At 62.7% G+C, this 24,742-nt stretch carries 23 protein-coding genes; 15 read left to right on the top strand and 8 right to left on the bottom strand.

Annotation, left to right across the window (positions count from 1 at the left end; translation table 11 throughout):
• Positions 1-88: 88 nt before the first annotated feature.
• Positions 89-1,138, top strand: coding sequence for a sugar phosphate isomerase/epimerase family protein (locus SB822_RS37260; RefSeq protein ID WP_410856942.1), 1,050 nt, complete (start codon positions 89-91; stop codon positions 1,136-1,138).
• A 27-nt stretch (positions 1,139-1,165) separates the two neighbouring features.
• Complete coding sequence (locus tag SB822_RS37255) at positions 1,166-2,329, top strand: Gfo/Idh/MocA family protein (protein WP_410856941.1); 1,164 nt, start codon at positions 1,166-1,168, stop codon at positions 2,327-2,329.
• On the opposite strand, the gene SB822_RS37250 is transcribed toward SB822_RS37255, so the two are convergent.
• Complete coding sequence (locus SB822_RS37250) at positions 2,326-2,583, bottom strand: hypothetical protein (protein ID WP_007582444.1); 258 nt, start codon at positions 2,581-2,583, stop codon at positions 2,326-2,328. The genes SB822_RS37255 and SB822_RS37250 overlap by 4 nt on opposite strands.
• 141 nt (positions 2,584-2,724) lie before the next feature.
• On the opposite strand from SB822_RS37250, the gene SB822_RS37245 reads away from it, so the two are divergent.
• Complete coding sequence (locus SB822_RS37245; protein ID WP_410856940.1) at positions 2,725-4,113, top strand: hypothetical protein; 1,389 nt, start codon at positions 2,725-2,727, stop codon at positions 4,111-4,113.
• A gap of 71 nt (positions 4,114-4,184) precedes the next feature.
• Here the strand turns inward: SB822_RS37245 and SB822_RS37240 are convergent, their stop codons facing one another.
• Positions 4,185-5,357, bottom strand: coding sequence for an ABC transporter substrate-binding protein (locus SB822_RS37240; protein WP_007582446.1), 1,173 nt, complete (start codon positions 5,355-5,357; stop codon positions 4,185-4,187).
• Positions 5,358-5,424: 67 nt separating this feature from the next.
• Entirely contained in the window at positions 5,425-6,366 is a 942-nt protein-coding gene (locus SB822_RS37235) for a CysB family HTH-type transcriptional regulator (RefSeq protein WP_007582447.1), read from the bottom strand.
• 235 nt (positions 6,367-6,601) lie between these two features.
• On the opposite strand from SB822_RS37235, the gene SB822_RS37230 reads away from it, so the two are divergent.
• From SB822_RS37230 to bla, 7 genes are all read left to right on the top strand, one after another.
• Entirely contained in the window at positions 6,602-8,281 is a 1,680-nt protein-coding gene (locus SB822_RS37230) for a nitrite/sulfite reductase (protein WP_079499068.1), read from the top strand.
• Between the two features lie 19 nt (positions 8,282-8,300).
• A complete protein-coding gene (locus tag SB822_RS37225; protein ID WP_410856939.1) occupies positions 8,301-8,846 on the top strand; it encodes a DUF934 domain-containing protein in 546 nt (181 codons plus the stop codon).
• Positions 8,843-9,589 (top strand): phosphoadenylyl-sulfate reductase, encoded by a 747-nt coding sequence (locus SB822_RS37220; protein WP_410856938.1) that lies wholly within the window; start codon positions 8,843-8,845, stop codon positions 9,587-9,589. The genes SB822_RS37225 and SB822_RS37220 overlap by 4 nt, the downstream gene beginning before the upstream one ends.
• 103 nt (positions 9,590-9,692) lie before the next feature.
• A complete protein-coding gene (gene cysD, locus SB822_RS37215; RefSeq protein WP_007582452.1) occupies positions 9,693-10,652 on the top strand; it encodes a sulfate adenylyltransferase subunit CysD in 960 nt (319 codons plus the stop codon).
• Positions 10,653-10,670: 18 nt separating this feature from the next.
• The gene (locus SB822_RS37210; protein WP_176133901.1) at positions 10,671-11,987 is read left to right on the top strand and encodes a sulfate adenylyltransferase subunit 1; all 1,317 of its coding nucleotides are present in this window, start codon (positions 10,671-10,673) and stop codon (positions 11,985-11,987) included.
• Positions 11,988-12,015: 28 nt separating this feature from the next.
• A complete protein-coding gene (gene cobA / locus SB822_RS37205) occupies positions 12,016-12,783 on the top strand; it encodes a uroporphyrinogen-III C-methyltransferase (RefSeq protein ID WP_410856937.1) in 768 nt (255 codons plus the stop codon).
• A gap of 138 nt (positions 12,784-12,921) precedes the next feature.
• Positions 12,922-13,818, top strand: a complete 897-nt coding sequence (bla, locus tag SB822_RS37200; protein ID WP_410856936.1) for a class A beta-lactamase — start codon at positions 12,922-12,924, stop codon at positions 13,816-13,818.
• An 806-nt stretch (positions 13,819-14,624) separates the two neighbouring features.
• Here bla and SB822_RS37195 read toward each other — a convergent pair.
• The 3 genes from SB822_RS37195 to lptF are packed head-to-tail and all read right to left on the bottom strand — an operon-like array spanning position 14,625 to position 17,296.
• Positions 14,625-15,005, bottom strand: coding sequence for a sirohydrochlorin chelatase (locus SB822_RS37195; RefSeq protein WP_410856935.1), 381 nt, complete (start codon positions 15,003-15,005; stop codon positions 14,625-14,627).
• A 29-nt stretch (positions 15,006-15,034) separates the two neighbouring features.
• Positions 15,035-16,183 carry an LPS export ABC transporter permease LptG gene (gene lptG, locus SB822_RS37190; protein ID WP_007582462.1) on the bottom strand — a complete coding sequence of 383 codons (1,149 nt, stop codon included), beginning with the start codon at positions 16,181-16,183 and terminating at the stop codon, positions 15,035-15,037.
• Between the two features lie 3 nt (positions 16,184-16,186).
• Entirely contained in the window at positions 16,187-17,296 is a 1,110-nt protein-coding gene (lptF, locus tag SB822_RS37185; protein ID WP_410856934.1) for an LPS export ABC transporter permease LptF, read from the bottom strand.
• Positions 17,297-17,432: 136 nt separating this feature from the next.
• Between lptF and SB822_RS37180 the strand changes: the two genes are divergently transcribed.
• The 3 genes from SB822_RS37180 to SB822_RS37170 all read left to right on the top strand — a co-directional run bounded on the left by SB822_RS37180 (position 17,433) and on the right by SB822_RS37170 (position 20,182).
• The gene (locus SB822_RS37180; protein ID WP_410856933.1) at positions 17,433-18,944 is read left to right on the top strand and encodes a leucyl aminopeptidase; all 1,512 of its coding nucleotides are present in this window, start codon (positions 17,433-17,435) and stop codon (positions 18,942-18,944) included.
• Positions 18,945-19,017: 73 nt separating this feature from the next.
• Complete coding sequence (locus SB822_RS37175; protein WP_042316918.1) at positions 19,018-19,434, top strand: DNA polymerase III subunit chi; 417 nt, start codon at positions 19,018-19,020, stop codon at positions 19,432-19,434.
• A gap of 79 nt (positions 19,435-19,513) precedes the next feature.
• Complete coding sequence (locus SB822_RS37170) at positions 19,514-20,182, top strand: DUF2486 family protein (RefSeq protein WP_410856932.1); 669 nt, start codon at positions 19,514-19,516, stop codon at positions 20,180-20,182.
• A gap of 28 nt (positions 20,183-20,210) precedes the next feature.
• Here SB822_RS37170 and SB822_RS37165 read toward each other — a convergent pair whose 3' ends face one another.
• Both SB822_RS37165 and ilvD read right to left on the bottom strand, forming a co-directional pair.
• Complete coding sequence (locus SB822_RS37165) at positions 20,211-20,534, bottom strand: c-type cytochrome (RefSeq protein WP_007582497.1); 324 nt, start codon at positions 20,532-20,534, stop codon at positions 20,211-20,213.
• A 160-nt stretch (positions 20,535-20,694) separates the two neighbouring features.
• A complete protein-coding gene (ilvD, locus tag SB822_RS37160; RefSeq protein WP_410856931.1) occupies positions 20,695-22,368 on the bottom strand; it encodes a dihydroxy-acid dehydratase in 1,674 nt (557 codons plus the stop codon).
• A gap of 186 nt (positions 22,369-22,554) precedes the next feature.
• Between ilvD and SB822_RS37155 the strand changes: the two genes are divergently transcribed.
• Positions 22,555-23,529: a LysR family transcriptional regulator gene (locus tag SB822_RS37155; RefSeq protein ID WP_410856930.1), complete on the top strand. Its 975-nt coding sequence runs from the start codon at positions 22,555-22,557 to the stop codon at positions 23,527-23,529.
• A 73-nt stretch (positions 23,530-23,602) separates the two neighbouring features.
• On the top strand, positions 23,603-24,508 hold the full coding sequence (gene lgt, locus SB822_RS37150) for a prolipoprotein diacylglyceryl transferase (RefSeq protein ID WP_410856929.1): 906 nt from the start codon (positions 23,603-23,605) through the stop codon (positions 24,506-24,508).
• Positions 24,509-24,742 lie beyond the last annotated feature (234 nt).

The raw sequence follows: 24,742 nt of genomic DNA, 5'->3' as shown, positions 1-24,742 counted from the left end.
TAGCCCGGCGCTGCCTTTCGCGTGATCGTCGCAAAGACACTCGCAACGCAGCGCCGGTTCGACGCAGATATCCATCGGGAGCAGCACGATGAAAACGATCAAAGGGCCAGCGATCTTTCTCGCGCAGTTCATGGGCGACAAGGTGCCGTTCGACAACCTCGCGCACCTCGCGCAATGGGCCGCGAGTCTCGGCTTCAAAGGCATTCAGGTGCCCGCCGATCCGCGCCTCGTCGACCTCGAACAGGCGGCGTCGAGCCAGGACTATTGCGACGATCTGCTCGGCGTCGTCACCGATGCGGGCGTCGCCATCACCGAGCTGTCGACGCATCTGCAAGGGCAACTCGTCGCCGTGCATCCGGCGTATGACGTGCTGTTCGACGGCTTCGCCGCGCCGCACGTGCGCGGCAAGCCCGCGGCGCGCACCGAATGGGCCGTGCAGCAGATGAAGTGGGCCGCGAAGGCATCGCAGCGTCTCGGGCTGAACACGCATGTGTCGTTTTCAGGCGCGCTCGCGTGGCCGTATATCTATCCGTGGCCGCAGCGTCCCGCCGGTCTCGTCGAAGCGGCCTTCGACGAACTCGCGCGCCGCTGGACGCCAATTCTCGATGCGTTCGACGAAGCGGGCGTCGATGTCTGTTACGAATTGCATCCGGGCGAAGATCTGCACGACGGTGTGACGTTCGAACGTTTTCTCGCGGCCGTGAAGGACCACCGGCGCGCAAACATACTGTTCGATCCGAGTCACTACGTCTTGCAGCAACTCGACTACCTCGCGTTCATCGATATCTATCACGAGCGCATCAAGGCCTTTCACGTGAAGGACGCCGAGTTTCGTCCGAATGGGCGGCAAGGCGTCTATGGTGGCTATAGCGGCTGGGTCGAGCGCGCGGGGCGCTTCCGCTCGTTGGGCGACGGGCAGATCGACTTCGGCGCGATCTTCTCGAAGATGGCGCAATACGATTTTCCGGGCTGGGCCGTGCTCGAATGGGAGTGCGCGTTGAAGCATCCCGAAGACGGCGCGCGCGAAGGCGCCGAGTTCATCAAGCGGCACATCATTCGCGTGGCCGACCATGCATTCGACGACTTCGCGGGCAGCGGCGCGGACGACGCGCAACTGAAACGCGTGCTCGGCCTTTGACGCTGACTGTCGAACAGGAGCAGATCGATGACACGAAGACTCAGGCTGGGCATGGTCGGCGGCGGGCAGGGCGCGTTTATCGGTGCGGTGCATCGGATCGCGGCGCGCATCGACGATCGCTTCGAACTCGTCGCGGCGGCACTCTCGTCCGACCCGCAGCGCGCGCAGGCAAGCGCCGACGAACTTGGCGTCGCGCGCAGCTACGCGAGCTGGGACGAGATGGCGCGCGCTGAAGCCGCGCGCGACGACGGCATCGACGCCGTGTCGATCGTCACGCCGAACCATCTGCATGCGCCCGTCGCGACGGTGTTTCTCGAAGCCGGCATCCACGTGATCTGCGACAAGCCGCTCGCGATGACGCTCGAAGAAGGCGAAGCGCTCGCGAAGCTCGCGCGCGACAAGAACCGGCTCTTTGCGCTGACGCACACCTATTCGGGTTATCCGATGGTGCGTCATGCGCGTGAGCTGGTCGAAGCGGGTGAGTTGGGCGAGGTGCGCGTCCTGCAGGTCGAGTACGCGCAGGACTGGCTCGCGAAGCCGATCGAACTGACGGGCGAGAACCGCCAGGCGGTGTGGCGCACCGATCCGAAGCAGGCAGGGCGCGCCGGTTGTCTGGGCGATATCGGCACGCACGCGTATCACCTCGCGGCGTTTGTGACGGGCATGCTGCCCATCGAGATCGCCGCCGAACTGCATACGTTCGTCGAAGGGCGTCAGGTCGACGACCATATTCAGGCGATGCTGCGCTACGACAAAGGCGCACGCGGCATGCTGTGGGCGAGCCAGGTGGCGAGCGGCGCGGAAAACGCGCTGCGTCTGCGCGTCTATGGTACGAAGGCGGGCATCGCGTTCGATCAGGAGAACCCGAACGAACTGCTGTTCACGCCGTTGGGTGGCGCGACGCAAAGGCTCACGCGCGGGCGCGTCGACAGCGACGTGGCGCGGCACGCGACGCGCGTGCCGGCAGGTCATCCCGAGGGTTATCTCGAAGCGTTCGCGCAGCTCTACAAGGATGCGGCGTTGCAGATAGAAGCGATCGACGCGGGTTTGCCTCCGCCGTCCGAAAGCCGTTTGCTAACGACCGTCGAGGACGGCGTGGCCGGGCTGCGTTTCATCGATGCGGTTTTCACAAGCAACGACCAGCTTGCCTACACGCGCGTAAGAACGGCTGACGGTTGCGAAGGTGTCTAGCTCTTGCTGCGTTTGATCTGCTCTTCGAACGCAAGATCGAGCTTGCTTGCCTTGCGTGGCTTCGGCGGCCCGAAACCGTCGACGAACTTGACGAAATCATCGAGCGGCAGCGGATCGGACACCTTCTGGTCCGTGCCGCTCGATTTGTCGACGAGATAGAACAGTCCGCCCGACAGGCTGACCGCCGCGAAGCGCGGATTGCCACTGCGGGTCTTCAGCCGTTCGACGGCATGGATGGCTCGGGTCGTGCGCATGATTCGATGGTGCCGTGCAGTGCTTGAGTTTTTAAGATTGCTGCATGATTCTACGACGTATACTCGCGCGCCGGTCTGCGGCAGCGCCGCGATCCGGTAGATGTCCCGCCATTTGCGTAGAACGTCGAAACAATGCCCGCCATGCCTTCAGTCCAGGAAACACTCGATGCGCTTGCCCATGCGCCCGACGATGCAGAAAAGCTGCGAGCTGTCTGCGTCGCGCTGCTGCACGACATGCGTGACGACGAACTGCTGACCTATACCGAACGCGCGCTCGCGATCGAGCCGCGCGATCTCCATTTCGTCAACTGGCGCGCGTACGCGTTGACACTGCTCGGACGGCATTTCGATTCCGTCGCTACGTGGCGCAACTATGCCGCGCTGCCGTGGCAGCCCGCGTACTACAAGATGAGCCTCGGCCAGAGTCTCGTGATGTCGGGCGACGTCGAGCGCGGCATTCCGATGCTGCACGACGCATGGCGCACGGCCGCCGCGGGCGGCGACTGGTTTGCACGCAAGGCCGAGCATCTGTATGGCGAGGCGTTATTGCGCACCGCGCGCCCTGCGGGCTTCGAGCCGTGGCTCGCGCGCAATGACAGCGACAGCGGCAACTACCAGCCGGCCGATATTGCGCCGTGGTCGGGCGAGCAAGACCTGCGCGGCAAGCGTGTGCTGATTACGCATCAGATGGGTTTTGGCGATCAGTTCCTGTTCTTTGCCAACGTATCGCAATGGCAGGCAGCAGGCGCGGAGATGATGATCACGTGCGATGCGCAGTTGTATCCGCTATTGCAGGCGTCGCTGCCGGATTGTCGCGTGGTGAGCGCGGCGCGTCCGTTGCGTCAGCACGAGGCGTTGCCTGAAGAGTTAGCCAGTCAAGTTTGCGAATTCGCGCCCGATCTGCACGCGACGTTGCTGCATTTGCCGCTGCTCGCCGCGCAACAAGTGCCGCTGCCGTCGCCGTTTTTCCCCGCCTATCTGCGTGCGCCCGAAGCGGAGCGCGAGGCCGCCGCCGCATGGGCGCGTGAGTTGCGCGCGGCGCAGCCGGGCAAATCGCTGGTCGGTATTTTCTGGGACTGCAACCAGCGCCACGCGCATGAGGTTGGCGCTGTGATGCGCTGCTCGGCGATCCGCCGCAGCTTGCCGTTGACGGAAGTCGATCACCTGGTGATGCATCCGTCCGTCGCAGCGAAGCGGCATTTCGTGAGCCTGCACCATCCTTCCGTGCAGCAGTTCGCTGGCATGCCGTCGGGCAATATCAGCGTGTACGGGCCGGGGATCAAATCGTTTGCGGAGACGGCTGCGTGCATCGAGCAACTGGATGCCGTCATTGCCGTCGATTCGGGCGTCGCGAATCTGAGCGCGATGCTCGGCAAGCTGACCATCGTGCCGCTCAATGTTGCAAGCGAATGGCGCTGGGGCGTGGAAGGCGATACGTCGCCGTGGATGGCGAATCTGAAGCCGCTGCGTCAGACGCTGATGGGCGACTGGCGCAGCGTGATCGATGAGGCGATTAGTTTTTTGTCGTAGCAGATCGCGCTGCAGCGGCGGGGCGGCACGCGCCCCGTTCGCTGCTACGTCGAGGCAGGATCACAAAGCGTTCACTGGCTCAAATACGTAAACTTCCCATCCTTGATAATCCCCATCACGCTGGCCCGCTGATCGAGCCCGACGTGATCCTTCGCGCTCGTGTTCACGACGCCGTTCGGAACCACCAGCTCATGCGCGTGCTCGAGCTCCGTGCGCAGCGCCGCGCGAAACTCCGGCGTGCCCGGCTGCGCCGTCTTCAACGCGCGCGCGACGGCATCCTGCAAACGCGGATACACACCCGCCGCATCGCCCGCGAACTGCGTCACGGTGTTCGGCCCATACTGCGCCTCATACGCGTTGACGAACGCAAGTGCCGCCTTCTTCGCCGGATGATCGGCAGGCAGCGTGCGCGCTACGACGACCGGCTGCGTCGGGAACAGCGTCCCCTCGACATCCTTGCCGCCCAGCTTGATGAACTCCGGTGTCGCGATGCCGTGCGTCTGATAGATCGCGCCCTTGTAGCCGCGCTCGACGAGCGTGCGCTGCGGCAGCACCGTCGGCGTGCCCGCACCCGCGATCAACACGGCATCCGGCTTGGCGGCGATCAGCTTCAGCACCTGGCCCGTGACGCTCGCGTCGGTGCGGTTGAAGCGCTCAGTCGCGACCACCTGGATGTGGCGCAGCGTCGCGAACTTCGTGAACTCGTTGAGCCAGCTGTCGCCGTAGCTGTCGGCGAAACCGATGAAGCCGACCGTCTTGATGTTGTGATTCGCCATGTAGCGTGTCATCACATCGGCCATCGCGCTGTCCGTCTGCGCCATCTTGAACGCCCAGACCTTCTTGCCTTCCTGCGGCTCGACGACGCTCGCCGAGCCGATCAGCGTAATCATCGGCGTCTGGCTCTCGGCGACGGGATCGAGCGCGGCCATCGCGGCGGGCGTGATGTTGGGGCCGACGATCACATCGACGTGATCCTCGTTGATCAGCTTGCGGATGTTGCGCACGGCATTGCCCGGATCGGAGCCGTCGTCGAGGATGATGTACTGCGCGTTCTGACCGGCAATCGTCTTCGGCCACATCAGCATCGCGTTCTTGCTGGTGATGCCGATCGTGGCGGCAGGCCCCGTGCTCGACAGGTCGATGCCGACCTTGATGTCCGCGTGCGCGGTGGCGGCGACGAACAGCGCGCCGATCGCGGCGGCACGCATCAGGGTGCGTTTGAATTTGTTCTTGTGCGACGACATGCGAAAGATCTCCTACCAGATAGCGTGGCCGCTGTTATAGCGGATCAGTTATAGCGGGTCAAAAACCTCAAAGCTCGTACGTTTCGTGATCGCCCTTGAGCGCCTGCTCGATCAGCTTGCGGTTCATGTTCGGCGACAGCAGCTCGACGAGCGTATACACATAGCTGCGCAGATACGCGCCCTGCTTGAGCGCAACGCGCGTCACATTGCTGCCGAACAGATGCCCGACGGGCATCGCGCGCAGATGCCGGTCGCGTTCGGCGTTGAACGCGATGTCGGCCATGATGCCGACGCCCAGCCCCAGCTCGACGTAGGTCTTGATCACGTCCGCGTCGATCGCTTCGAGGACGATGTCGGGATGCAGGCCGCGCAGGCGGAACGCTTCGTTGATCTTGGTGCGGCCGGCGAACGCGTTATCGTACGTAATCAGCGGATACTGCGTGAGGTCGTCCAGCGACAACTGCTTGCGATCCAGCAGCGGATGGTCGGCGGGCATCACCGCGAGGTGGTGCCAGGTGAAGCAGGGCAGCGACACCAGTTCCTTATAGGTCGAGATCGCCTCGGTTGCGATCGCCACGTCCGCCTGATCGTGCAAAACCAGTTCCGCGACCTGGGTCGGGCTGCCTTGCAGAATTGAAAGGTGCACCTTCGGAAACCGCTTCTTGAACTCGGCGATGGCGGCGGGCAGCGAGTAGCGCGCCTGGGTGTGCGTCGCGGCAATCACGAGATTGCCTTGGTCCTGCGCCGCGTAATCTTTACCGACTCGTTTCAGGCTTTCAACCTCCTGAAGAATCCGCTCGACGGACGCCAGAATGATCCGGCCCGGTTCCGTCAGCGAGCGCACGCGCTTGCCGTGCCGGGTGAAGATTTCGACGCCCAGCTCGTCCTCCAGCTCGATGATCGCCTTCGAGACGCCCGGCTGGCTTGTAAACAGTGCCTTGGCAGCTTCCGTCAGGTTGAAATTCTGGCGGACGGCCTCACGCACGAAGCGGAACTGATGCAGGTTCATATATAACCTCGCCGCATATCAAAAGAATTTTTTAGTCGTTTGAAATATAAGGCGAGTTTATTACGATTTGTCCAGTTTTTCCAATATGGATATCTGTTTTTGTCATTAGCAAATGAGCGATGCGTCTAAACGGCTGGTCGCCGTCTCGCTCAAAGCAGACTGATGATGACAAATCCGAAGCGCGGCGTAACCGGAACGCCGCGTCGTGTGACGAACAAAACCCTGGGGTCCCCGAATGTACCAATACGATCAGTACGACCAGACCATCGTCGACGAACGCGTCGCGCAGTATGCCGACCAGGTTCGCCGCCGTCTGTCGGGCGAATTGAGCGAAGAAGAGTTCCGTCCGCTGCGCCTGCAAAACGGCCTGTACATGCAGCGCCACGCGTACATGCACCGCATCGCGATTCCGTACGGCAACCTGCGCAGCGACCAGTTGCGCATGCTTGCGACGATCGCACGCGAGCACGATCGCGGCTACGGCCATTTCTCGACGCGCTCGAACATCCAGTACAACTGGATCCAGCTCGAAGAAACGCCTGAAATCCTGCGCAAGCTCGCGTCCGTCCAGATGCACGGCATCCAGACGTCGGGCAACTGCATCCGCAACATCACGGCCGATCAGTTCGCGGGCGTCGCGCCCGACGAAATCGTCGATCCGCGTCCGTGGGCGGAAATCATGCGCCAATGGTCGACGTTCCACCCCGAATTCGCGTGGCTGCCCCGCAAGTTCAAGATTGCCGTGTCGGGTACGAAGGAAGACCGCGCAGCGGTGCAGATCCACGACCTGGGCGTCTATCTGAAGAAGAACGACGCGGGTGAAGTGGTTGCCAGCATCCTCGCGGGTGGCGGTCTGGGCCGCACCCCGATCATCGGCGCGATCATCAAGGAAGACTTGCCGTGGCAGCATCTGCTGACGTACTGCGAAGCTGTGCTGCGCGTGTACAACCGCTACGGCCGCCGCGACAACCTGTATAAGGCGCGTATCAAGATTCTCGTGAAGGCGCTGTCGCCCGCGAAGTTCGCGCAGCAGGTCGACGAAGAATGGCAACACCTGAAGGACGGCCCGTCGACGCTGACGGAAGCCGAAGTCGCGCGCGTGTCGCAATACTTCGAGCCGCCTGTTTATGAAAAGCTGCCGGATACGGACGCTTCGTTCGAGAACCATCTGCTCGAAAGCAAGCAGTTCGCGCGCTGGGTCGAGCGCAATGTGCGCCCGCATCGCGTGTCGGGATATTCGTCGGTGACGATCTCGCTCAAGCCGCGCGACATCGCGCCCGGCGACGCGACGGACACGCAGATGAACGCCGTCGCCGACTGGGCCGACGAGTATTCGCTCGGCGAAATCCGCGTATCGCACGAACAGAACCTGATTCTCGCCAACGTGAAGAAGCGCGATCTGTACGCGCTGTGGGAAAAGGCCAAGGCGCAAGGCTTCGCGATGGCGAATATCGGTCTGCTGACCGACATCATCGCGTGCCCGGGCGGCGATTTCTGCTCGCTCGCGAATGCGAAGTCGATCCCCATTGCGCAGGCCATCCAGCAACGCTTCGACGACATGGACTTCGTCTATGACCTCGGCGACCTGTCGCTGAATATCTCGGGCTGCATGAACTCGTGCGGTCACCACCACGTCGGCAACATCGGCGTGCTGGGCGTCGACAAGGACGGCTCCGAGTGGTACCAGGTGTCGCTCGGTGGCGAGCAGGGCACGGGTCATGACGGCGCGAAGCTCGCCCGCGTGATCGGCCCGTCGTTCTCGGCGGAAGAAATGCCGGACGTGGTGTCGAAGGTGATCGATACGTTCGTCGAAAACCGTATTGACGGCGAACGCTTCATCGACACGTACAACCGCATCGGACTCGCGCCGTTCAAGGAACGCGTGTACGCATCGCGTCAGCCGGCTCACGCGTAACGGGAACAAGGATTAGCAGATGGCATCGATTATCAAGGACCGCGCAATCGTCAACGACGACTTCACGGTAGTCCGCGCAGCCGAAGACGGCACGTTGCCCGCAGTCGGCGCGTTGCCGGCTGGCAAAGTGATCGTCCCGTTCGCGTTGTGGCAGGCGTCGCGCGACGAACTGACGGCCTCGCGCAGCGCGCAGGAAATCGGCGTGTGGCTCGCGCCGGACAGCGAACCCGCCGATATCGTCGCGGACTTCGACAAGATCGCGCTGATCGCCGTGGATTTCCCGGTGTTCCGCGATGGCCGCGGCTACAGCACGGCGCGTCTGTTGCGCGAGCGCTATGGCTACAAGGGCGAGATTCGCGCGATCGGCGACGTGCTGCGCGACCAGATTCGCTTCTACGAACGTTGCGGCTTTAACGCGTACGCGCTGCGTGAAGACAAGGACATCCACGACGCGTTGAAGGCGTTCACCGAATTCACTGTCCAGTATCAAGGTGCGTTCGACGATCCTTCGCCACTCTTTCGCCATCGCGAAGCGGCCGCTGCCGCGCAGAAGGCGTCGGTATGACGAGCGCAACGGGCATCACGGCTGAACTGCAAGCGAAGATCGAACGTCTGGACGTGCTGCTCGATTCGATCGCGCAGCGTCACGACAAGGTCAAGCTCGCGAGCAGCCTCGCGGCGGAAGACATGCTGCTGACGCACGCCATTCTGTCGCGCGGCGTGAAGATCGGCATTTTTTCGCTGAACACAGGCCGTCTGCATGCGGAAACGCTCGGCATGATCGACCGCGTGCGCGAGCGCTATGGCTACGAGATCGAGCAGTTTCATCCGCTGGCGGATGCCGTTGATGAATACGTCGCGCAGCATGGCCTGAATGCGTTCTACGAAAGCATCGATCTGCGCAAGCGCTGCTGCGAGATCCGCAAGGTCGAGCCGCTGAACCGTGCGTTGTCCGAAGTCGGCGCGTGGGTGACGGGCCAGCGTCGCGAGCAGTCGGTGACGCGCGCGGAACTGCACGAGGAAGAGCAGGATCACGCTCGCAATATCGGCAAGTACAACCCGCTCGCCGACTGGACGGAAGCCGATGTATGGGCTTACCTGAAGGCGTTCGACGTGCCCGTGAATCCGCTGCATGCGCGCGGCTATCCGAGCATCGGCTGCGAGCCGTGTACGCGCGCCGTGCGCCCCGGTGAAGACAGCCGGGCAGGGCGCTGGTGGTGGGAGTCGCGCGATACGAAGGAATGCGGGCTGCACATCACGACAATCCCCGTCACGGTGATCACAGAAAACGCGTCACCGCTCCACTGAGCCGCACGCGAACGCAGAAACAGATTTTCGATTGAATCTTCTCGTGTCGCACACATCTGGAGAGAACCCGATCATGCGACACGAACCAACGAAGGACCTGAACATGAGCACGACGCTCGATTCCACTGTCAACCCGCTGAACGTCACGGCGAACCGGATGGACCATCTCGACTGGCTCGAGGCAGAGTCGATTCACATCCTGCGCGAACTCGTTGCCGAATGCAGCAAGCCCGCGCTGCTGTTCTCGGGCGGCAAGGATTCCGTCGTCGTGCTGGCGCTCGCGTTGAAGGCGTTCGGCCTCGGCGCGAACCGCAAGACGCAGCTGCCGTTCCCGCTCGTGCATATCGACACGGGTCACAACTACGACGAAGTGATCGACTTCCGCGATCGCCGCGCGAAGGAAATCGGCGCGGAACTCGTGGTGGGCCACGTTGAAGATTCGATCAAGAAGGGCACCGTGCGTCTTCGCCGCGAGACGGATTCGCGCAATGCCGCGCAAGCCGTCACGCTGCTGGAAACGATCGAACAATACGGCTACACGGCGATGATTGGCGGCGCGCGCCGCGATGAAGAAAAGGCGCGTGCGAAAGAGCGCATCTTCTCGTTCCGCGACGAGTTCGGCCAGTGGGATCCGAAGGCTCAGCGCCCGGAACTGTGGAGCCTGTATAACGCGCGTCTGCATCAAGGCGAGCATCTGCGCGTGTTCCCGATCTCGAACTGGACGGAACTCGACGTGTGGCAATACATCGCCCGCGAGAACCTCGAACTGCCGTCCATCTATTACGCGCACAAGCGCGAGATCGTGCGCCGCAATGGCCTGCTCGTGCCCGTGACGCCGATCACGCCGATCCGCGAAGGCGAGTCGAGCGAAGAGGCGGTGGTGCGTTTCCGTACCGTGGGCGACATCAGCTGCACGTGCCCCGTTGAAAGCGATGCGGACGATCTGGAAAAGATCATCGCCGAAACGGCCGTGACGGAAATCACGGAACGCGGCGCGACGCGCATGGACGACCAGACGTCGGAAGCGGCGATGGAAACGCGCAAGAAACAAGGTTATTTCTAAGGCACACGGGGCAAGACGATTATGAGCATTCATCAACCTGAAGACCTCGGCGTGCTTCGTTTCATCACGGCTGGCAGCGTCGACGACGGCAAGAGCACGTTGATCGGCCGCCTGCTGTACGACAGCAAGGCCGTATTGTCGGATCAGCTGTCGGCGCTGTCGCGCGCGAAGAACAAGCGCACGGTCGGCGACGAAATTGATCTGTCGCTGCTGACGGACGGCCTCGAAGCCGAGCGCGAGCAGGGCATCACGATCGACGTCGCGTACCGCTACTTCGCGACGGCGAAACGCAAGTTCATCATCGCCGACACGCCGGGCCACGAGCAGTACACGCGCAACATGGTCACGGGCGCATCGACGGCGCACGCCGCGATCATTCTCGTCGACGCGACGCGCGTCACGTTCGAGGACGGCGTCGCGCAACTGCTGCCGCAGACCAAGCGCCACAGCGCGATCGTCAAGCTGCTCGGCCTGCAGCATGCGATCGTCGCGATCAACAAGATGGACCTCGTCGACTACAGCGAAGCGCGCTTCAACGAGATCCGCGACGCGTATGTCACGCTGGCGCGTCAACTCGGCCTCGCCGATGTGCGCTTCGTGCCCGTGTCGGCACTGAAGGGCGACAACATCGTGACGGCGAGCGAGCGCATGCCGTGGTATGCGGGCGAGCCGCTGCTCGACTTGCTCGAAGCGCTGCCCGTCGAATTGCCGACGCATCAGGGACTGCGTTTCCCGGTGCAATGGGTGGCGCGTCAGGACGGCAGCCAGGCCGACGATTTCCGCGGCTACATGGGCCGCGTCGAATCGGGCGAAGTGAAGCTCGGCGATTCGATCGTCGTGTTGCCGGCGAACCGTCAGGCGACTGTCGCTGAAATCATCGCGCCCGTGCCGGGTGGCACGGCGCAAGTGGATCGCGCATTCGCGGGCCAGACGGTGACGATTCGCCTCGCGGAAGACGTCGATGTGTCGCGCGGCGATACGTTCGTGCTGGCAACGGGTGTCGTGCAACCGGCGAAGAAGCTCGAAGCGGACCTGTGCTGGTTCGACGAAACGCCGCTGTCGACGGCCCGCAAGTATCTGCTGAAGCAGACCACGAGCACGGTGTTCGCGCGCATCGGCGGCATCCAGCAGGTGCTCGACGTGCACACGCTGTCGCATGCGACGGACCGTCATGAACTGGCGATGAACGATATCGGCCGCGTGTCGCTGACGCTGCAAAAGCCGATCGTCGCCGACGAGTACGACACGCATCCGGGCACGGGCGCTTTCGTGCTGATCGACGAAGCGACGCATCATACGGTCGCGGCCGGCATGATCCGTTCTGTGTCCGCCTGACGTCTTGAAGCGGACGGAGCGCAAGCAAATGGGCAAGGTGTATCTGATCGGCGCGGGGCCAGGTGCTGCGGACCTGATCACGGTTCGCGGCGCGCGGCTGCTGGGACTCGCCGATGTCGTGCTGCACGATGCGCTGGTCGAGCCGACGATGCTCGACTACGCGCCGCACGCGCGCAAGATCGCGGTGGGCAAGCGTTGCGGGCAGCGCTCGACGGCGCAGCACTTCATCAACAAGCAGATCGTCGATGCCGCGCGCGAGCATGGCGTCGTCGTGCGGTTGAAGGGCGGCGATCCGATGCTGTTCGGCCGCGCCGATGAAGAGATGCGCGCGCTCGAAGCGGCAGGCATCGAATATGAAGTCGTGCCGGGCATTACGGCGGCCTTGGCGAGCGCGGCATCGCTGCGACGTTCGCTGACGCTGCGTGGCGTGTCGCGCAGTGTGGCGCTCGCGACGCACAGCCGCGCGCCGGATTCCGCCGAGATTCGCGAGCAGGTCAACGCGGATTCGCTGGTTTTCTACATGGGCCGCGACAGCGCACCCGAGATCGCGCAGCAACTGGTCGACGCGGGCCGTCCGGGCTCGACGCCTGTCGCGATTGTCGAAGCATGTTCGACGCCGCGCGAGCGCATGTTGACGCTGACGCTCGATGGACTTGCCGCTGGCGATGCGCAATTGTGGCTCGACGCGTCGCAGCCTTCGCTGCTGATGATTGGCGACGCGTTTGCCGAGCGGGTCGCGCACAGCGAGCCTGAGTCGGCTGTGGAGCAAGGTCAGCCTGAGTTGCGAGTCGCTTAAGGTTCCATTGCTGCTGTTTTCTATTGATCGGCCGCATTCGCGAGAGTGAATGCGGCCGATTGTCTTTTCCGCGCGCCATCGAGCCAGGCACGTGCGTTGCGTTAAGATTTCCTTTCGCTTTGCATTCAAACTGGACTCATGCCTTTTTCTTCTTTGCGTCGTTCTTTACTGATTGCGCTTGCGGCCGGTCCCGTGATCGGCGCGCGTGCGCAGCCGGCTTCGTCTGTCTCGGTCAATCTCGCCGCGCGCGAGCGGTTCGAAAAACTGGAAGCGTCGAGCGGTGGGCGCCTTGGTGTCGCCGCGCTCAATACGGCGGATGGGTCGTATGTCGGCTATCGCGAGTCGGAGCGGTTTCCGATGTGCAGCACGTTCAAGTTGCTTGTCGTTGCGCTGGTTTTGAAGCGCGGCATGGCCGAACGTAGTCTGCTCGACGAGCGTGTTCGATACGGTGACGCCGATCTCGTCGCGAACTCGCCTGTTACGAAGCGGCGCGCGGGCGAGGGCATGACGATCGGTGAACTGAGTGCCGCGGCGCTGCAGCACAGCGATAACACGGCGGCTAATCTGTTGCTGACGGCTGTCGGCGGGCCGGAAGTGTTGAACCAGTTCGCGCTATCGATTGGGGATGAGTGGTTTGATTTGTTGCGCGGGGAGCCCGAGGTTAATGCGTCCGTGCCGGGCGATATGCGGGATACCACGACGCCGCGAGCGATGATGCTCGATGTGCAGAAGCTTCTGCTCGCCGATGATGTGCTCGGGCCGCAGCAGCGGGAGCAATTGAAGGCATGGATGCTTGGGAATGCGACGGGTGCAGCGCGTATTCGGGCTGCCTTGCCGGGTTCTGGATGGCTGGTCGCCGATAAGACCGGGAGCGGGGATTACGGTACGGCTAACGATGTGGCTGTTGTGTATCCGCCTTCGGCGGCGCCCTTTGTTATCGCTGTCTATTTCACTGGCGTGACGCCTAAACAGACGCTGCCGCGTGATGAGGTTGTTGCCGAAGCTGCGGGGATCGTGTTCGACGCTATGAAGTGAAGTTTTTTGTCTGCGACGCTTTGGGTGGTTTGCTTATGTTTTTGCTGGCATCCGCGTTACGGTGGTTGCTGCGCAAGCGGTTCGGTTTTTTTGACTTTTCGCTGGCATCCGCGTTGTGCCTTCGTGCTTCAAGCGTTGCCCCTGTGCGGGGCGGCACCTACTTTTCTTTGCCGCCGCAAAGAAAAGTAGGCAAAAGAAAGCGGCTAACACCGCCAGCCTTTGTGTTTGCCTGAGGGACCCCAACCGGTCCCACGCTTCACACGGCGGCGTCTTTGTTTGCGTGTGTTGCCAACGCTATAAATGAGCGCCTCACCCGCTTCAAATACCCGTGCACGGGCTAGAGGCAGCGAATGGTATGTGCCGCCCAGGTGGCAAACTGTGTGTAGGTTGTCGCGTCGTATAGGGTAGCGCTCTTACAACGTGGCATGCGTGCGCTGTCGGTCCGCAGTGAGGCGTGTGGAGCACAAGGGCCTACACACAGTTTGCCACCTGGGCGGCGTTGGAATATCTGGCACGGCGTGCCGCATTGCGGGTGCGTGAAGCGGGTGAGGCGTCAATTAAGAGCGTTGGCAACGAACATGAGTCACGTGGTTGCCGTGTGAAGCGAGGGACCGGTTGGGGGCCCTCAGGCAGGAAGAAGGGTTGGCGGTGTTAGCCGCTTTCTTTTGCCTACTTTTCTTTGCGGCGGCAAAGAAAAGTAGGTGCCGCCCCGCACAGGGGCGACGCTTGAAGCACGAAGGCATAGCGCGGATGCCAGCGAAAAAACAAAACCACCAACCAGCGTCGCAGACAACCAAAAACCAACCTCAAACCAAAGCCTGCCGCAGGCAATACCCAGCAATCGCCTCAATGACTTCGGCGTCCTCGCCAACAGCAGTAGCACACCGAATCTCAACGGAAGGATTCGCGCTGCGGCACTGATCCAGAATCACCGGCAGATCTCGCCGAACATGCCCACCTTGCCCAAAAAAAACCGGCACAACGGTAATAACAGAAACCCCTGCTGCGACCTGAGCAGCCACAGCACCCGGCAGATCCGGCGTCATCAGTTCGAGAAACGCGAGCGAAACGGGCCCCGCCGACGGGCCGCGCAATTCCCGCAAACGTGCAGATAGCCGCTCAAAAGGCTCAGCCCAGCGGGCGTCCCTCGCCCCATGCGCGAACAGCACAATTCCATGAGCACCCATCGTCCGATCGCCCCGCGAGGAAGAAAAGCCTAATGCCGGTCAACCCATTTTAGGCCGACTAACCCGAGCACGAGATAGATCAACCCCGGCGTCGCCGCCGTCAACGGCGCTGGCCACGTATTCAGATTCCCGATGTGCGAGAACAGCGTATTGAACAGCTGAAAGCTCATCCCCAGCATGATCCCGCCGAACACCTTCACCCCAACCACGCCCGCGCGCGTGTGCAGGTAAGCAAACGGCAGCGACAGCACCAGCATCACGAACACCGCGAACGGATACAGCACCTTGCGCCACAGCGCGATCTCATACCGTTGCGTGTCCTGATGGTTCTCGGTCAAGTGCTGGATATAACGGAACAGATTGAACATCGACATCCGTTCCGGCGCGACCAGCAGCACCGACAAAATCTGCGGCGTCAATTCCGAGCGCAGCGAGTATTCAGGCAACGTCACCTGCTTCGCGCGATACACCGGGTTCAACGCATCAGCGGGTTTGCTGGCGTCCTGCGCGACGTCGATCAGCTGCGTATCCGTGACGTCCGTCAACAGCCAGTGGCCGGGCGGCTGATACTTGCCCGACTTCGCAATGCGCACGTTCGACAGACGGAACTTCGAATCGAATTCGTAGATACGCACGTTCGAGATCGTCGCGTCCGGCTGCAACTGCCCGACGTTCACGAAGCGCGTCACCTGTTCGCCGTCGGCACGCGCCGTCAGCGTGTCCTTCACCCAGACGCCCGACTCGAAGTTGCTCGACACCGATGAGCCAAGCGCCTCCAGACGCACGCGCTCCGACAACTGATCCGTGTACGGCCCGACCACTTCGCCGATGATGTACGTGAGGAACACGAGCGGAATGCCGATTTTCAGCAGCGATCGCAGCGCCTGGTTCGTCGCGAGACCGGACACGCGGAAAATCGTGTACTCGGAATTCGCCGCCATCTGCGCGAACACGTAGATCGCGCTGATCAACGCCGCGACGGGAATGATTTCGTAGAAGCGCGACGGCGTCTGCAGCGCGACGCGCAGCACCGCGTACTGGAACTTGTAGTTGCCGTGGCCGACCGAGTTCAGCTCGTTGATCAGGTCGAAGAAGAAGAACAGACCCGAAAATGCGAACAGAATAAAGATGAACGTGAGGTAAACCTGACGCGCGAAATACTTTTCATAGATACGCATGGGTCACGCTCCCTGCGCCGGACGGTTCGACCGGCTGAACGTCGCCCGCGTGAAGAGCGGCCGGTTGCGCACCCGCAGCCAGAAAATAATCGCGACGACCAGCGCCACGATGACATGCAGCCCCAGGAGGCCCACGCCGAACGACATCTTGCCTTGCTCGATCCACGACTGCACGACGTTCAGCAGGTTCGAATACGTCAGATAGATCAGCACGGCCATCACGAGATTGATCGTGCGGCTCCGGCGCGGATTCTGGTGCGCGAGCGGGATGGCGAGCAGCATCAGGTTGATCGCGATCAACGGCAGGCCCGCGCGCCATGCGAATTCAGCGAGATTCTGGCGGGTCGGATCGCGGAACAGGTCGAGCGTCGGCGTGCCCGTCGTGGTCGGCGTGTTGACCACCGGCTGGCTCTGGATTTTCACGCCATAGCGCTCGAACTCCATGATGCGGAAGTCGGGATGGCCCGGTTCGCCGTCATAGCGGCGGCCGTTCTCCAGCACGACGAAGCGGTCGCCGTTCTTATGCGTTTCCGTGTGGCCGTTCTTCGACACGACCACGTTCACCTTGCCGCCCTCGGTGCTGGTGACGAACACGTTCTCGACGTGGCCCTGATCGGGCGACATCTTCTCGATGAAGAACACGCGATGGCTCGTAGCCGATTCGCGGAACTGGCCGGGCGCGAGCAGCGAGACTTCGTCGCGCTGCTGGAAGCGCGCGCGGATCAGCTTGCTCTGCTGGTTCGACCACGGCCAGCCGACGAACACGAAGAAGGCAATCAGAATGATGATGGGCGTCGCGAACAGGCCGATCGGCTTGATGAAACGCGTGAGGCTCACACCCGAGGCGAGCCACACGACCATTTCGGAATCCTTGTACCAGCGCGTGAGCACGAACAGGATCGACACGAACAGCGTCGCGACCAGCATGATCGCGAGGTAGCCGATGACCGTTAGACCAATCAGCACGAGCACGTCGCGCGGGTCGATTTCACCGGACGCCGCGAAGCCGACGATGCGGATCATCATCGTCGTCAGGACCAGCGTGAGCAGAACCATGAACACGGCGCCAGCCGTATACGCCAGTTCGCGCTGGAGAGAGCGTTCAAAAATCATGGTTGATGAGGAGAGGGCGCGCTCCGACAGGCAGCGGGGTTAAGCCCCGTCACGCCTTCGTGCAGCCGCCGCGGGAAAAATAGCGGATAATTGCGGCTTTCATCCTAAGCCCAGATTTTATCCGAGGACAAGCGCGATGGACTTTAGCATAAAAGCCTGTGATTGGAGCAAAGGCTCGACCAACGGGTTCCTTACCGGAAAATCGGATTGCATCGTGATCGGCGTGTTCGAATCGCAGACGCTGTCGGGCGCGGCGCTGGAAATCGACGCTGCCACCAAGGGTCTGCTCACGCGCATCATCAAGGCGGGCGACATGGACGGCAAGACGGGCAGCACGGTGTTCCTGCATGAAGTGCAGGGCATCGGCGCGTCGCGCGTGCTGCTGGTCGGTCTCGGCAAGCAGGATGCGTTCACGCAGAAGGCCTACGGCGACGCCGTGCGCGCCGCGTGGCGCGCGATCCTCGGCACGAAGATCACGCAGGTCACGTTCACGCTGGCTCAGGCGCCCGTCAAGGAGCGCTCGTCGGACTGGGCCGTGCGCGCCGCGATCGTCGCGCTGCGCGAGCTGACGTACAAGTTCACGCAGATGAAGAGCAAGCCGGACAACAGCACGCGCGCGCTGAAGCGCATCGTGTTCAGCGTCGACGCGGCTGACGAGAAGCTCGCGAAGGTGGCCCTCAAGCAGGGCGTCGCGCTCTCGAACGGCATGGATCTGACGAAGGACCTCGGCAACCTGCCGGGCAACGTCTGCACGCCGACCTATCTGGCAACGACCGCGAAGAAGCTCGCGAAAGACTGGAAGCTGAAGGTCGAAGTGCTCGGCCAGAAGCAGCTCGAAGCGCTGAAGATGGGTTCGTTCCTGTCGGTCACCAGGGGCTCTGTCGAGCCGCCGCAGTTCATCGTCCTCCAGTACCAGGGCGGCGCCGCGAAGGCCGCACCCGTCGTGCTGGTCGGCAAGGGCATCACGTTCGACACGGGCGGCATTTCGCTGAAACCCGGCGACGGCATGGACGAGATGAAGTACGACATGTGCGGCGCGGGCTCCGTGCTTGGCACGCTGCGTGCCGTCGCAGAAATGGGCCTGAAGCTGAACGTGGTCGGCATTATTCCGACCTGCGAAAACATGCCCGCTGGCAACGCGACCAAGCCGGGCGACATCGTCACCAGCATGAAGGGCCTGACGATCGAAGTGCTGAACACGGACGCGGAAGGCCGCCTGATCCTGTGCGACGCGCTCACGTATGCCGAGCGCTTCAAGCCGGCCGCCGTGATCGACATCGCGACGCTGACGGGCGCGTGCATCATCGCGCTCGGCCATCACAACAGCGGCCTGTTCTCGAAGGACGACGCGCTCGCGGGTGAACTGCTCGATGCATCGAAGGAAGCGTCTGATCCCGCATGGCGTCTGCCGCTCGACGACGAGTATCAGGATCAGCTGAAGTCGAATTTCGCGGATCTCGCGAACATCGGCGGACGTCCGGCGGGCAGCGTGACGGCGGCGTGCTTCCTGTCGCGGTTCACGGAAGCGTATCCGTGGGCGCACCTCGACATCGCGGGCACCGCATGGAAGAGCGGCGCGGCAAAGGGCGCAACCGGCCGTCCCGTGCCGCTGCTGTCGCAGTTCCTGATCGACCGCGCTGCACAATGACGCGTTGCAGTCTGAACGCGCTGAACGCACCGAAAGCGCTGAACGCAAGTTCAGCAGCGAAGCAGGATCGCCGATGACCCGCATCGACTTTCATTCGAACGTCGGCGATTCGCTGCAGTATGCGTGCCGTCTCGTGCGCAAGGCGTATCAGGCCGGCCAGCCGCTCGTCGTGCTGGCCGAACCGCCGCGCCTGCGCGCGTTCGACGAGCAGTTGTGGACCTTCTCGCCACTCGACTTCATACCGCACTGCCTCGCCTCGAGCCCGCTCGCGGCGCAGACGCCCGTCGTGCTGACGTCGTCGCTCGACGACGTGCCGCATCATCAGATACTGTTGAATCTGGGCGCGACCGTGCCGTCGCAGTTCGCGCGCTTCGAGCGCCTGCTGGAGATCGTCGGCAACGCGCCCGACGAACTGGCCGCGGGGCGCGAGCGCTATCGCTTCTACCGCGATCGCGGCTATGCTCTGAATAACTACAAGCAGGGCGCCTGACGGGTTCTGTCCGCTCGATGCGCGGTCTTGTCCGATTCGCGCAGAACCGGCTCGTCCGATCTTTAAAGGGAGTGTTTTCGTGTCCCAATCTTCCGACTCTTCCGATCAAGACATCCCCGTTCTGACCGATGTGATGGTGACGGGCCATGAGCCGCATGACCCACATGAGCCGCACGCAAAGGCGAAGCGGCCGAAGCGCAGCGGCTCGCATGCTCATGAAGGTTCACATGCGCGTGGTAAGCATGCAGCGGCGCAAGACGCGCAAGACTTGCATGAAGCGCCGCACGACGTACAAGCGGAGCCGCAAACGCCGTCTGTCCACGCTGACGACGATGTGCCCGTTCTCGATTCCATCTACGAATCGCCGCATGCGCCGATGCGCGAGCCCGCGCAGTTCGTGCCGGGCGAAGCGGAGTTCAGCTCGGGTTCGACGGCCGAGCAGTATGTCGCGCCGCCTTTGCCGAGTTCGCTGACGGCACCGGCAGAGCACGCGCCTGCGCCTGCGGCGAGGTCCGACTACGATGCCGACGTGCTGGCTGAGCGTTTGCGCGGCCGTTTTGCGACGTATCTGAAAGGGGATGGACGCAATCTGATCGAGGCACGCTGCCGCGACGCGTTCCAGGATCACACGACCTGGCTAGTCAATCAGATCACGCGCGAGGTTGCGCTCGCGCTGGAAACGGAAATGCTCAGTTGGGTGCGCGAGGCGATTCGCGAAGAACTCGGCAATTCGACGACCAGCAAGTAGACCGGCAAATAAGCCGTGGGTGCGCGCGTTACTTGAGCGTCAAAATCCAGCTTGCCAGCGACATCGCTTCGTCCTGCGTGACCTGTGTGTTCGCTGGCATCGGCACGGGTCCCCAGACGCCCGCGCTGCCTTCCATGATCTTGCGCGTGAGGTAGACCACGGCGTCGCCGCGCGCCGCGTATTTGGCGGCGACATCATGCAGCGGAGGTCCCATGAACTGCCGCGTCACCGAATGGCAGCTCATGCAGTTCTGCTTTTGCGCCAGCGCAAGGCCTGGAGCCTGCGCGCGCGCCGTGCCGGTGAATGCCAAAGTGCCTGCCAGCAAGAATGCCGCATACGACTTCGATTTCATTATGGTCTCCGCCGGTGACTCAGCCCGGCTCGTGGTGGACGCATTATAAGAGCAAAGGGGCACACGGCGATCCGTGTGCCCCTTTGCCTATCGAAGCGTTGCTTGCGTCAACCTGCGATGCTGCGCCGCGTCAGTCACGCGGGGTGGGACGGCTGACGCGTCAGTCCGTGACAGCGCCCTTGTTCGCCGGCTTCACGAGTGCCGCGAACTTGGCCAGCACGCCGCGCGTGTAACGCGGCGCGGGCTGCTTCCATGCGCCGCGGCGGCGTTGCAGTTCGGCGTCGTCGACGTTGAGCTGCAACAGCAGCTTGTGTGCGTCGATCGTGATCGAGTCGCCTTCCAGCACGAGCGCGATCGTGCCGCCGGCGAACGCTTCCGGCGCGACGTGACCCACGACCATGCCCCACGTGCCGCCCGAAAAGCGGCCATCGGTGATGAGGCCGACCGATTCGCCGAGTCCCTTGCCGATGATCGCCGACGTCGGCGCGAGCATCTCAGGCATGCCTGGGCCGCCTCGCGGGCCGAGATAGCGCAGCACGACGACATCGCCTGCCTTGATCTTGTCGGCGAGGATCGCGTCCATCGCGCTCTGCTCGTCGTCGAACACGCGTGCCGGGCCCGTAATGACCGGATTCTTCAGGCCGGTGATCTTCGCGACGGCGCCGTCTTCCGCGAGGTTGCCCTTGAGGATCGCGAGATGGCCTTCGCTGTAGAGCGCCTTGTCGATCGGATAGATCACTTTCTGGTCGGCGCGCGGCTTGCTGGGCACGTCCTTCAGTTCTTCAGCGATCGTCTTGCCGGTGATGGTCACGCAGTCGCCGTGCAACAGGCCCGCGTCGAGCAGAAGCTTCAGCACTTGCGGGATGCCGCCGGCCTGATGCAAGTCAGTCGCGACGTACTTGCCCGACGGCTTCAGGTCGCAGATCACGGGCACTTTCTTGCGCATCCGCTCGAAGTCGTCGATGGTCCACTCGACCTCCGCCGCGTGGGCAATGGCCAGAAAGTGGAGCACGGCATTGGTCGAGCCGCCCGTCGCCATGATCAGCGCGACGGCGTTTTCGATCGATTTCTTCGTGATGATGTCGCGCGGCTTGAGATCCCTCTTGACGGCTTCGACCAGCACGCGCGCCGATTCCGCTGCCGAATCCACTTTTTCCTGATCCGGGTTCGCCATCGTCGACGAATACATCAGCGACATGCCGAGCGCCTCGAACGACGAGCTCATCGTATTGGCCGTGTACATGCCGCCGCACGAGCCCGTGGTCGGGCAGGCATTCTGTTCGACCCCTTCGAAATCTTCCTGCGACATGCGGCCCGCCGTGAACTCACCGACCGCTTCGAACGACGACACGATGGTCAGGTCGGTGCCTTTCCACTTGCCTGGTTTGATGGTGCCGCCGTACACGTAGATGCCCGGCACGTTCATCCGCGCGAGGCCGATCATGCCGCCCGGCATGTTCTTGTCGCAGCCACCGATCACGACGACGCCGTCCATCCATTGGCCTTGCACGCAGGTCTCGATGCAGTCGGCGATCACTTCGCGCGACACCAGCGAGTACTTCATGCCCTCCGTGCCCATCGACATGCCGTCGGAGATGGTCGGCGTGCCGAAGGTCTGCGGGTTCGCGTCGGAGCGCTTGACGGCTTCGACGGCGGCATCGGTGAGGCGTTGCAGGCCGGCGTTGCACGGCGTGATGGTCGAGTGGCCGTTGGCGACGCCGATCATCGGCTTGTCGAAGTCTTCCTTCTGGTAGCCGAGCGCGTAATACATCGAGCGGTTCGGCGAACGCGCGACGCCTTGCGTGATGTTCTTCGAACGACGGTTGTACGGCATGGGGAGCTCCATCCAGTTGTTTTGGTGTGCGCGCCGATCGGCTCGCTTCCCGCTTGCGGCGCAACGGCCTGGGCGGTTCCAGCGCGGGTTCTTTAGTCTAGTTCGGGCGCGTTGGGCAAGAATGGAGTTTCTGCAAAAGAATGTCCAATATATTATTCAGCGTCTATTAGGTCTTAAAATGTATTAATGAGCTTGCCTGCAATCCCCGATCTGCGCCAGTTGCGCTATTTCGTGACCGTCGCCGAAGAGAAGCACTTCGGGCGCGCGGCGGCGCGGCTGTCGATGACGCAGCCGCCGCTGTCGCAGGCGATCCGCGCGCTCGAAGACACGTTGGGCGTCGAACTGTTCGCGCGTACGAAGCGCTCGGTCGAGCTGACGTCTGTCGGCGCCGATCTGCTGCCCGATGTGCGGCGGCTGCTGGCGGGCGCGGAAGGGCTGCGGCCATTGGCGCAGAGTCTTGCGCGCGGCGAGGCGGGGGTGCTGTCGCTGGCGTTCGTGTCGACGGCGGATTACGGGCTGTTGCCACCGCTGTTGCGCGAGTTCGGCACGCGCCATCCGTGCGTGCGGCTCGAACTGCTCGAAGCGACCAGCGACGTGCAGATCGACGAGCTGGTTGCGGGGCGTGTCGATGCGGGTCTGGTGATCGGACCGCTGCCGCCGCGCTACGCGTCGCAGCTGTCGTGGCTGCCGCTGGCGCGCGAGCCGCTGGTGATCGCGATGTCGACGGAGATGGCGGCGCGTATTGAAGGTGATGCGGAAGGCGATGCGGCGAGCGGGGCGGGCGTGGCCGAATGGCGCGACGAGCCGTTGAGCCTCGCGCAGGCGGGCGACGCGCCGCTGGTCGTTTTCCCAAGGCGTCTCGCGCCAGGCTTTTATGACATCATTATGGATTGCTACGGCGCGGCTGGCCTTACGCCGCACATCGGCCAGGAAGCGATCCAGATGCAGACGATCGTGAGCCTGGTGTCCGCGGGCATGGGCGTCGCGCTGGTGCCGCAATCGTTGCGTAACCTGCGGCGCACGGGCGTCGTGTATCGTCCGTTGCGTGAGGCCGTGCCGGCCGTCGTGACCGGACTCGTGTGGCGCACGGCGGAGGTGAGCCCTGTGCTGGCCGGTTTCATCGACATCGTGCGTGCTCATGCCGATGTGCTTGCCGGCTAGCGGCGAACCCTTTGCGGCGCGGCGCGTCCAATGCGCTTGAGTTTCCAGATTACCGAACCCCTATAACGATACGATGCACATTCACCCGAATTTCGATCCCATCGCCATTCATCTGGGACCGCTGGCCGTCCGCTGGTACGGCCTGATGTACCTGGTCGCCTTTGTCATGGCGATCGTCGTGGGCAGGTTGCGGCTGCGTTTGCCGCATGTCGCGGCACAAGGCTGGACCCCGAAGGATATCGACGACATGCTGTTTTATGGTGTGCTCGGCACGATACTCGGTGGGCGGCTTGGTTATGTGCTGTTCTATAAGGCGAGTTGGTACTTCGCGCATCCTCTGGACATCTTCAAGGTCTGGGAAGGGGGGATGTCGTTTCATGGCGGTTTCCTCGGCGTGACGCTCGCGATGGTTTTGTTCGCGTGGCAGCGTAAGCGCACGTGGCTGCAGGTGACCGATTTTGTCGCGCCGATGGTGCCGACTGGTCTTGCCGCTGGGCGGCTTGGTAATTTCATCAATGGCGAGTTGTGGGGGCGGGTGACGTCGCCCGATGCGCCTTGGGCGATGCTGTTCCCCGGTGCCGCGAATGAAGACGCCGGCTGGTTGGCGGCGCATCCGGCGCAGGCCGCGCAGTGGCATCTCGGTGAGGTGTTTACGCAATATCACATGCTGCCGCGGCATCCATCGCAGTTGTATGAGATCGCGCTTGAAGGTGTTGTGCTGTTTCTTGTGCTGTGGTTTTTTACGCGCAAGCCGCGGCCTGTTGGGGCGGCGTCGGCTGTGTTTTTGATTGGGTATGGGCTTGCGCGGTTTACGGTTGAGTTTGCGCGTGAGCCGGATGATTTTCTTGGGCTGCTCGCGTTTGGGTTGTCCATGGGACAGTGGCTGTCGCTGCCGATGGTGATTGCTGGGGTGTTGATGTTGGTGTGGGCTTATCGGCGGAATGGGAGGGAGGCTGCGCGGGCTGTTAATGCAGGGTAAGGGTTGGTTTTTGTCTGCGACGCTGGTGGGTTTTTTGCGTTCGTGGCGGGTGTTTGCGATGCGGTGGTTTGCTTTGCTTTGCGGTGGCATCCGCGTTATGCCTTCGTGCTTCACGCGTCGCCCCTGTGCGGGGCGGCACCTACTTTTCTTTGCCGCCGTGTATGGACCGGGGACATGGGTAACGGGTGTGCGGGGACATGGGTAACACTCTGGGCGAACTATTCGCCCGGAGCC

This window comes from Paraburkholderia sp. SIMBA_054, from assembly GCF_046534875.1.
In the GTDB taxonomy this organism is placed as follows: Bacteria; Pseudomonadota; Gammaproteobacteria; order Burkholderiales; family Burkholderiaceae; genus Paraburkholderia; species Paraburkholderia hospita.
Note: the sequence above shows the minus strand (reverse complement) of the source record. Positions and strands in the feature narration are given on the sequence as shown.

Excerpts from the sequence above, each read along its gene's own strand:
- ilvD (WP_410856931.1), bottom strand. The coding sequence starts at position 22,368 with ATGCCGTACAACCGTCGTTCGAAGAACATCACGCAAGGCGTCGCGCGT.
- SB822_RS37250 (WP_007582444.1), bottom strand. The coding sequence starts at position 2,583 with ATGCGCACGACCCGAGCCATCCATGCCGTCGAACGGCTGAAGACCCGC.
- SB822_RS37195 (WP_410856935.1), bottom strand. The coding sequence starts at position 15,005 with ATGGGTGCTCATGGAATTGTGCTGTTCGCGCATGGGGCGAGGGACGCC.
- SB822_RS37245 (WP_410856940.1), top strand. The coding sequence starts at position 2,725 with ATGCCTTCAGTCCAGGAAACACTCGATGCGCTTGCCCATGCGCCCGAC.
- cysD (WP_007582452.1), top strand. The coding sequence starts at position 9,693 with ATGAGCACGACGCTCGATTCCACTGTCAACCCGCTGAACGTCACGGCG.
- SB822_RS37235 (WP_007582447.1), bottom strand. The coding sequence starts at position 6,366 with ATGAACCTGCATCAGTTCCGCTTCGTGCGTGAGGCCGTCCGCCAGAAT.
- SB822_RS37220 (WP_410856938.1), top strand. The coding sequence starts at position 8,843 with ATGACGAGCGCAACGGGCATCACGGCTGAACTGCAAGCGAAGATCGAA.
- SB822_RS37175 (WP_042316918.1), top strand. The coding sequence starts at position 19,018 with ATGACCCGCATCGACTTTCATTCGAACGTCGGCGATTCGCTGCAGTAT.
- SB822_RS37230 (WP_079499068.1), top strand. The coding sequence starts at position 6,602 with ATGTACCAATACGATCAGTACGACCAGACCATCGTCGACGAACGCGTC.
- SB822_RS37240 (WP_007582446.1), bottom strand. The coding sequence starts at position 5,357 with ATGTCGTCGCACAAGAACAAATTCAAACGCACCCTGATGCGTGCCGCC.
- cobA (WP_410856937.1), top strand. The coding sequence starts at position 12,016 with ATGGGCAAGGTGTATCTGATCGGCGCGGGGCCAGGTGCTGCGGACCTG.
- lgt (WP_410856929.1), top strand. The coding sequence starts at position 23,603 with ATGCACATTCACCCGAATTTCGATCCCATCGCCATTCATCTGGGACCG.
- lptF (WP_410856934.1), bottom strand. The coding sequence starts at position 17,296 with ATGATTTTTGAACGCTCTCTCCAGCGCGAACTGGCGTATACGGCTGGC.
- SB822_RS37180 (WP_410856933.1), top strand. The coding sequence starts at position 17,433 with ATGGACTTTAGCATAAAAGCCTGTGATTGGAGCAAAGGCTCGACCAAC.
- SB822_RS37255 (WP_410856941.1), top strand. The coding sequence starts at position 1,166 with ATGACACGAAGACTCAGGCTGGGCATGGTCGGCGGCGGGCAGGGCGCG.
- lptG (WP_007582462.1), bottom strand. The coding sequence starts at position 16,183 with ATGCGTATCTATGAAAAGTATTTCGCGCGTCAGGTTTACCTCACGTTC.
- bla (WP_410856936.1), top strand. The coding sequence starts at position 12,922 with ATGCCTTTTTCTTCTTTGCGTCGTTCTTTACTGATTGCGCTTGCGGCC.
- SB822_RS37155 (WP_410856930.1), top strand. The coding sequence starts at position 22,555 with ATGAGCTTGCCTGCAATCCCCGATCTGCGCCAGTTGCGCTATTTCGTG.
- SB822_RS37165 (WP_007582497.1), bottom strand. The coding sequence starts at position 20,534 with ATGAAATCGAAGTCGTATGCGGCATTCTTGCTGGCAGGCACTTTGGCA.
- SB822_RS37225 (WP_410856939.1), top strand. The coding sequence starts at position 8,301 with ATGGCATCGATTATCAAGGACCGCGCAATCGTCAACGACGACTTCACG.
- SB822_RS37260 (WP_410856942.1), top strand. The coding sequence starts at position 89 with ATGAAAACGATCAAAGGGCCAGCGATCTTTCTCGCGCAGTTCATGGGC.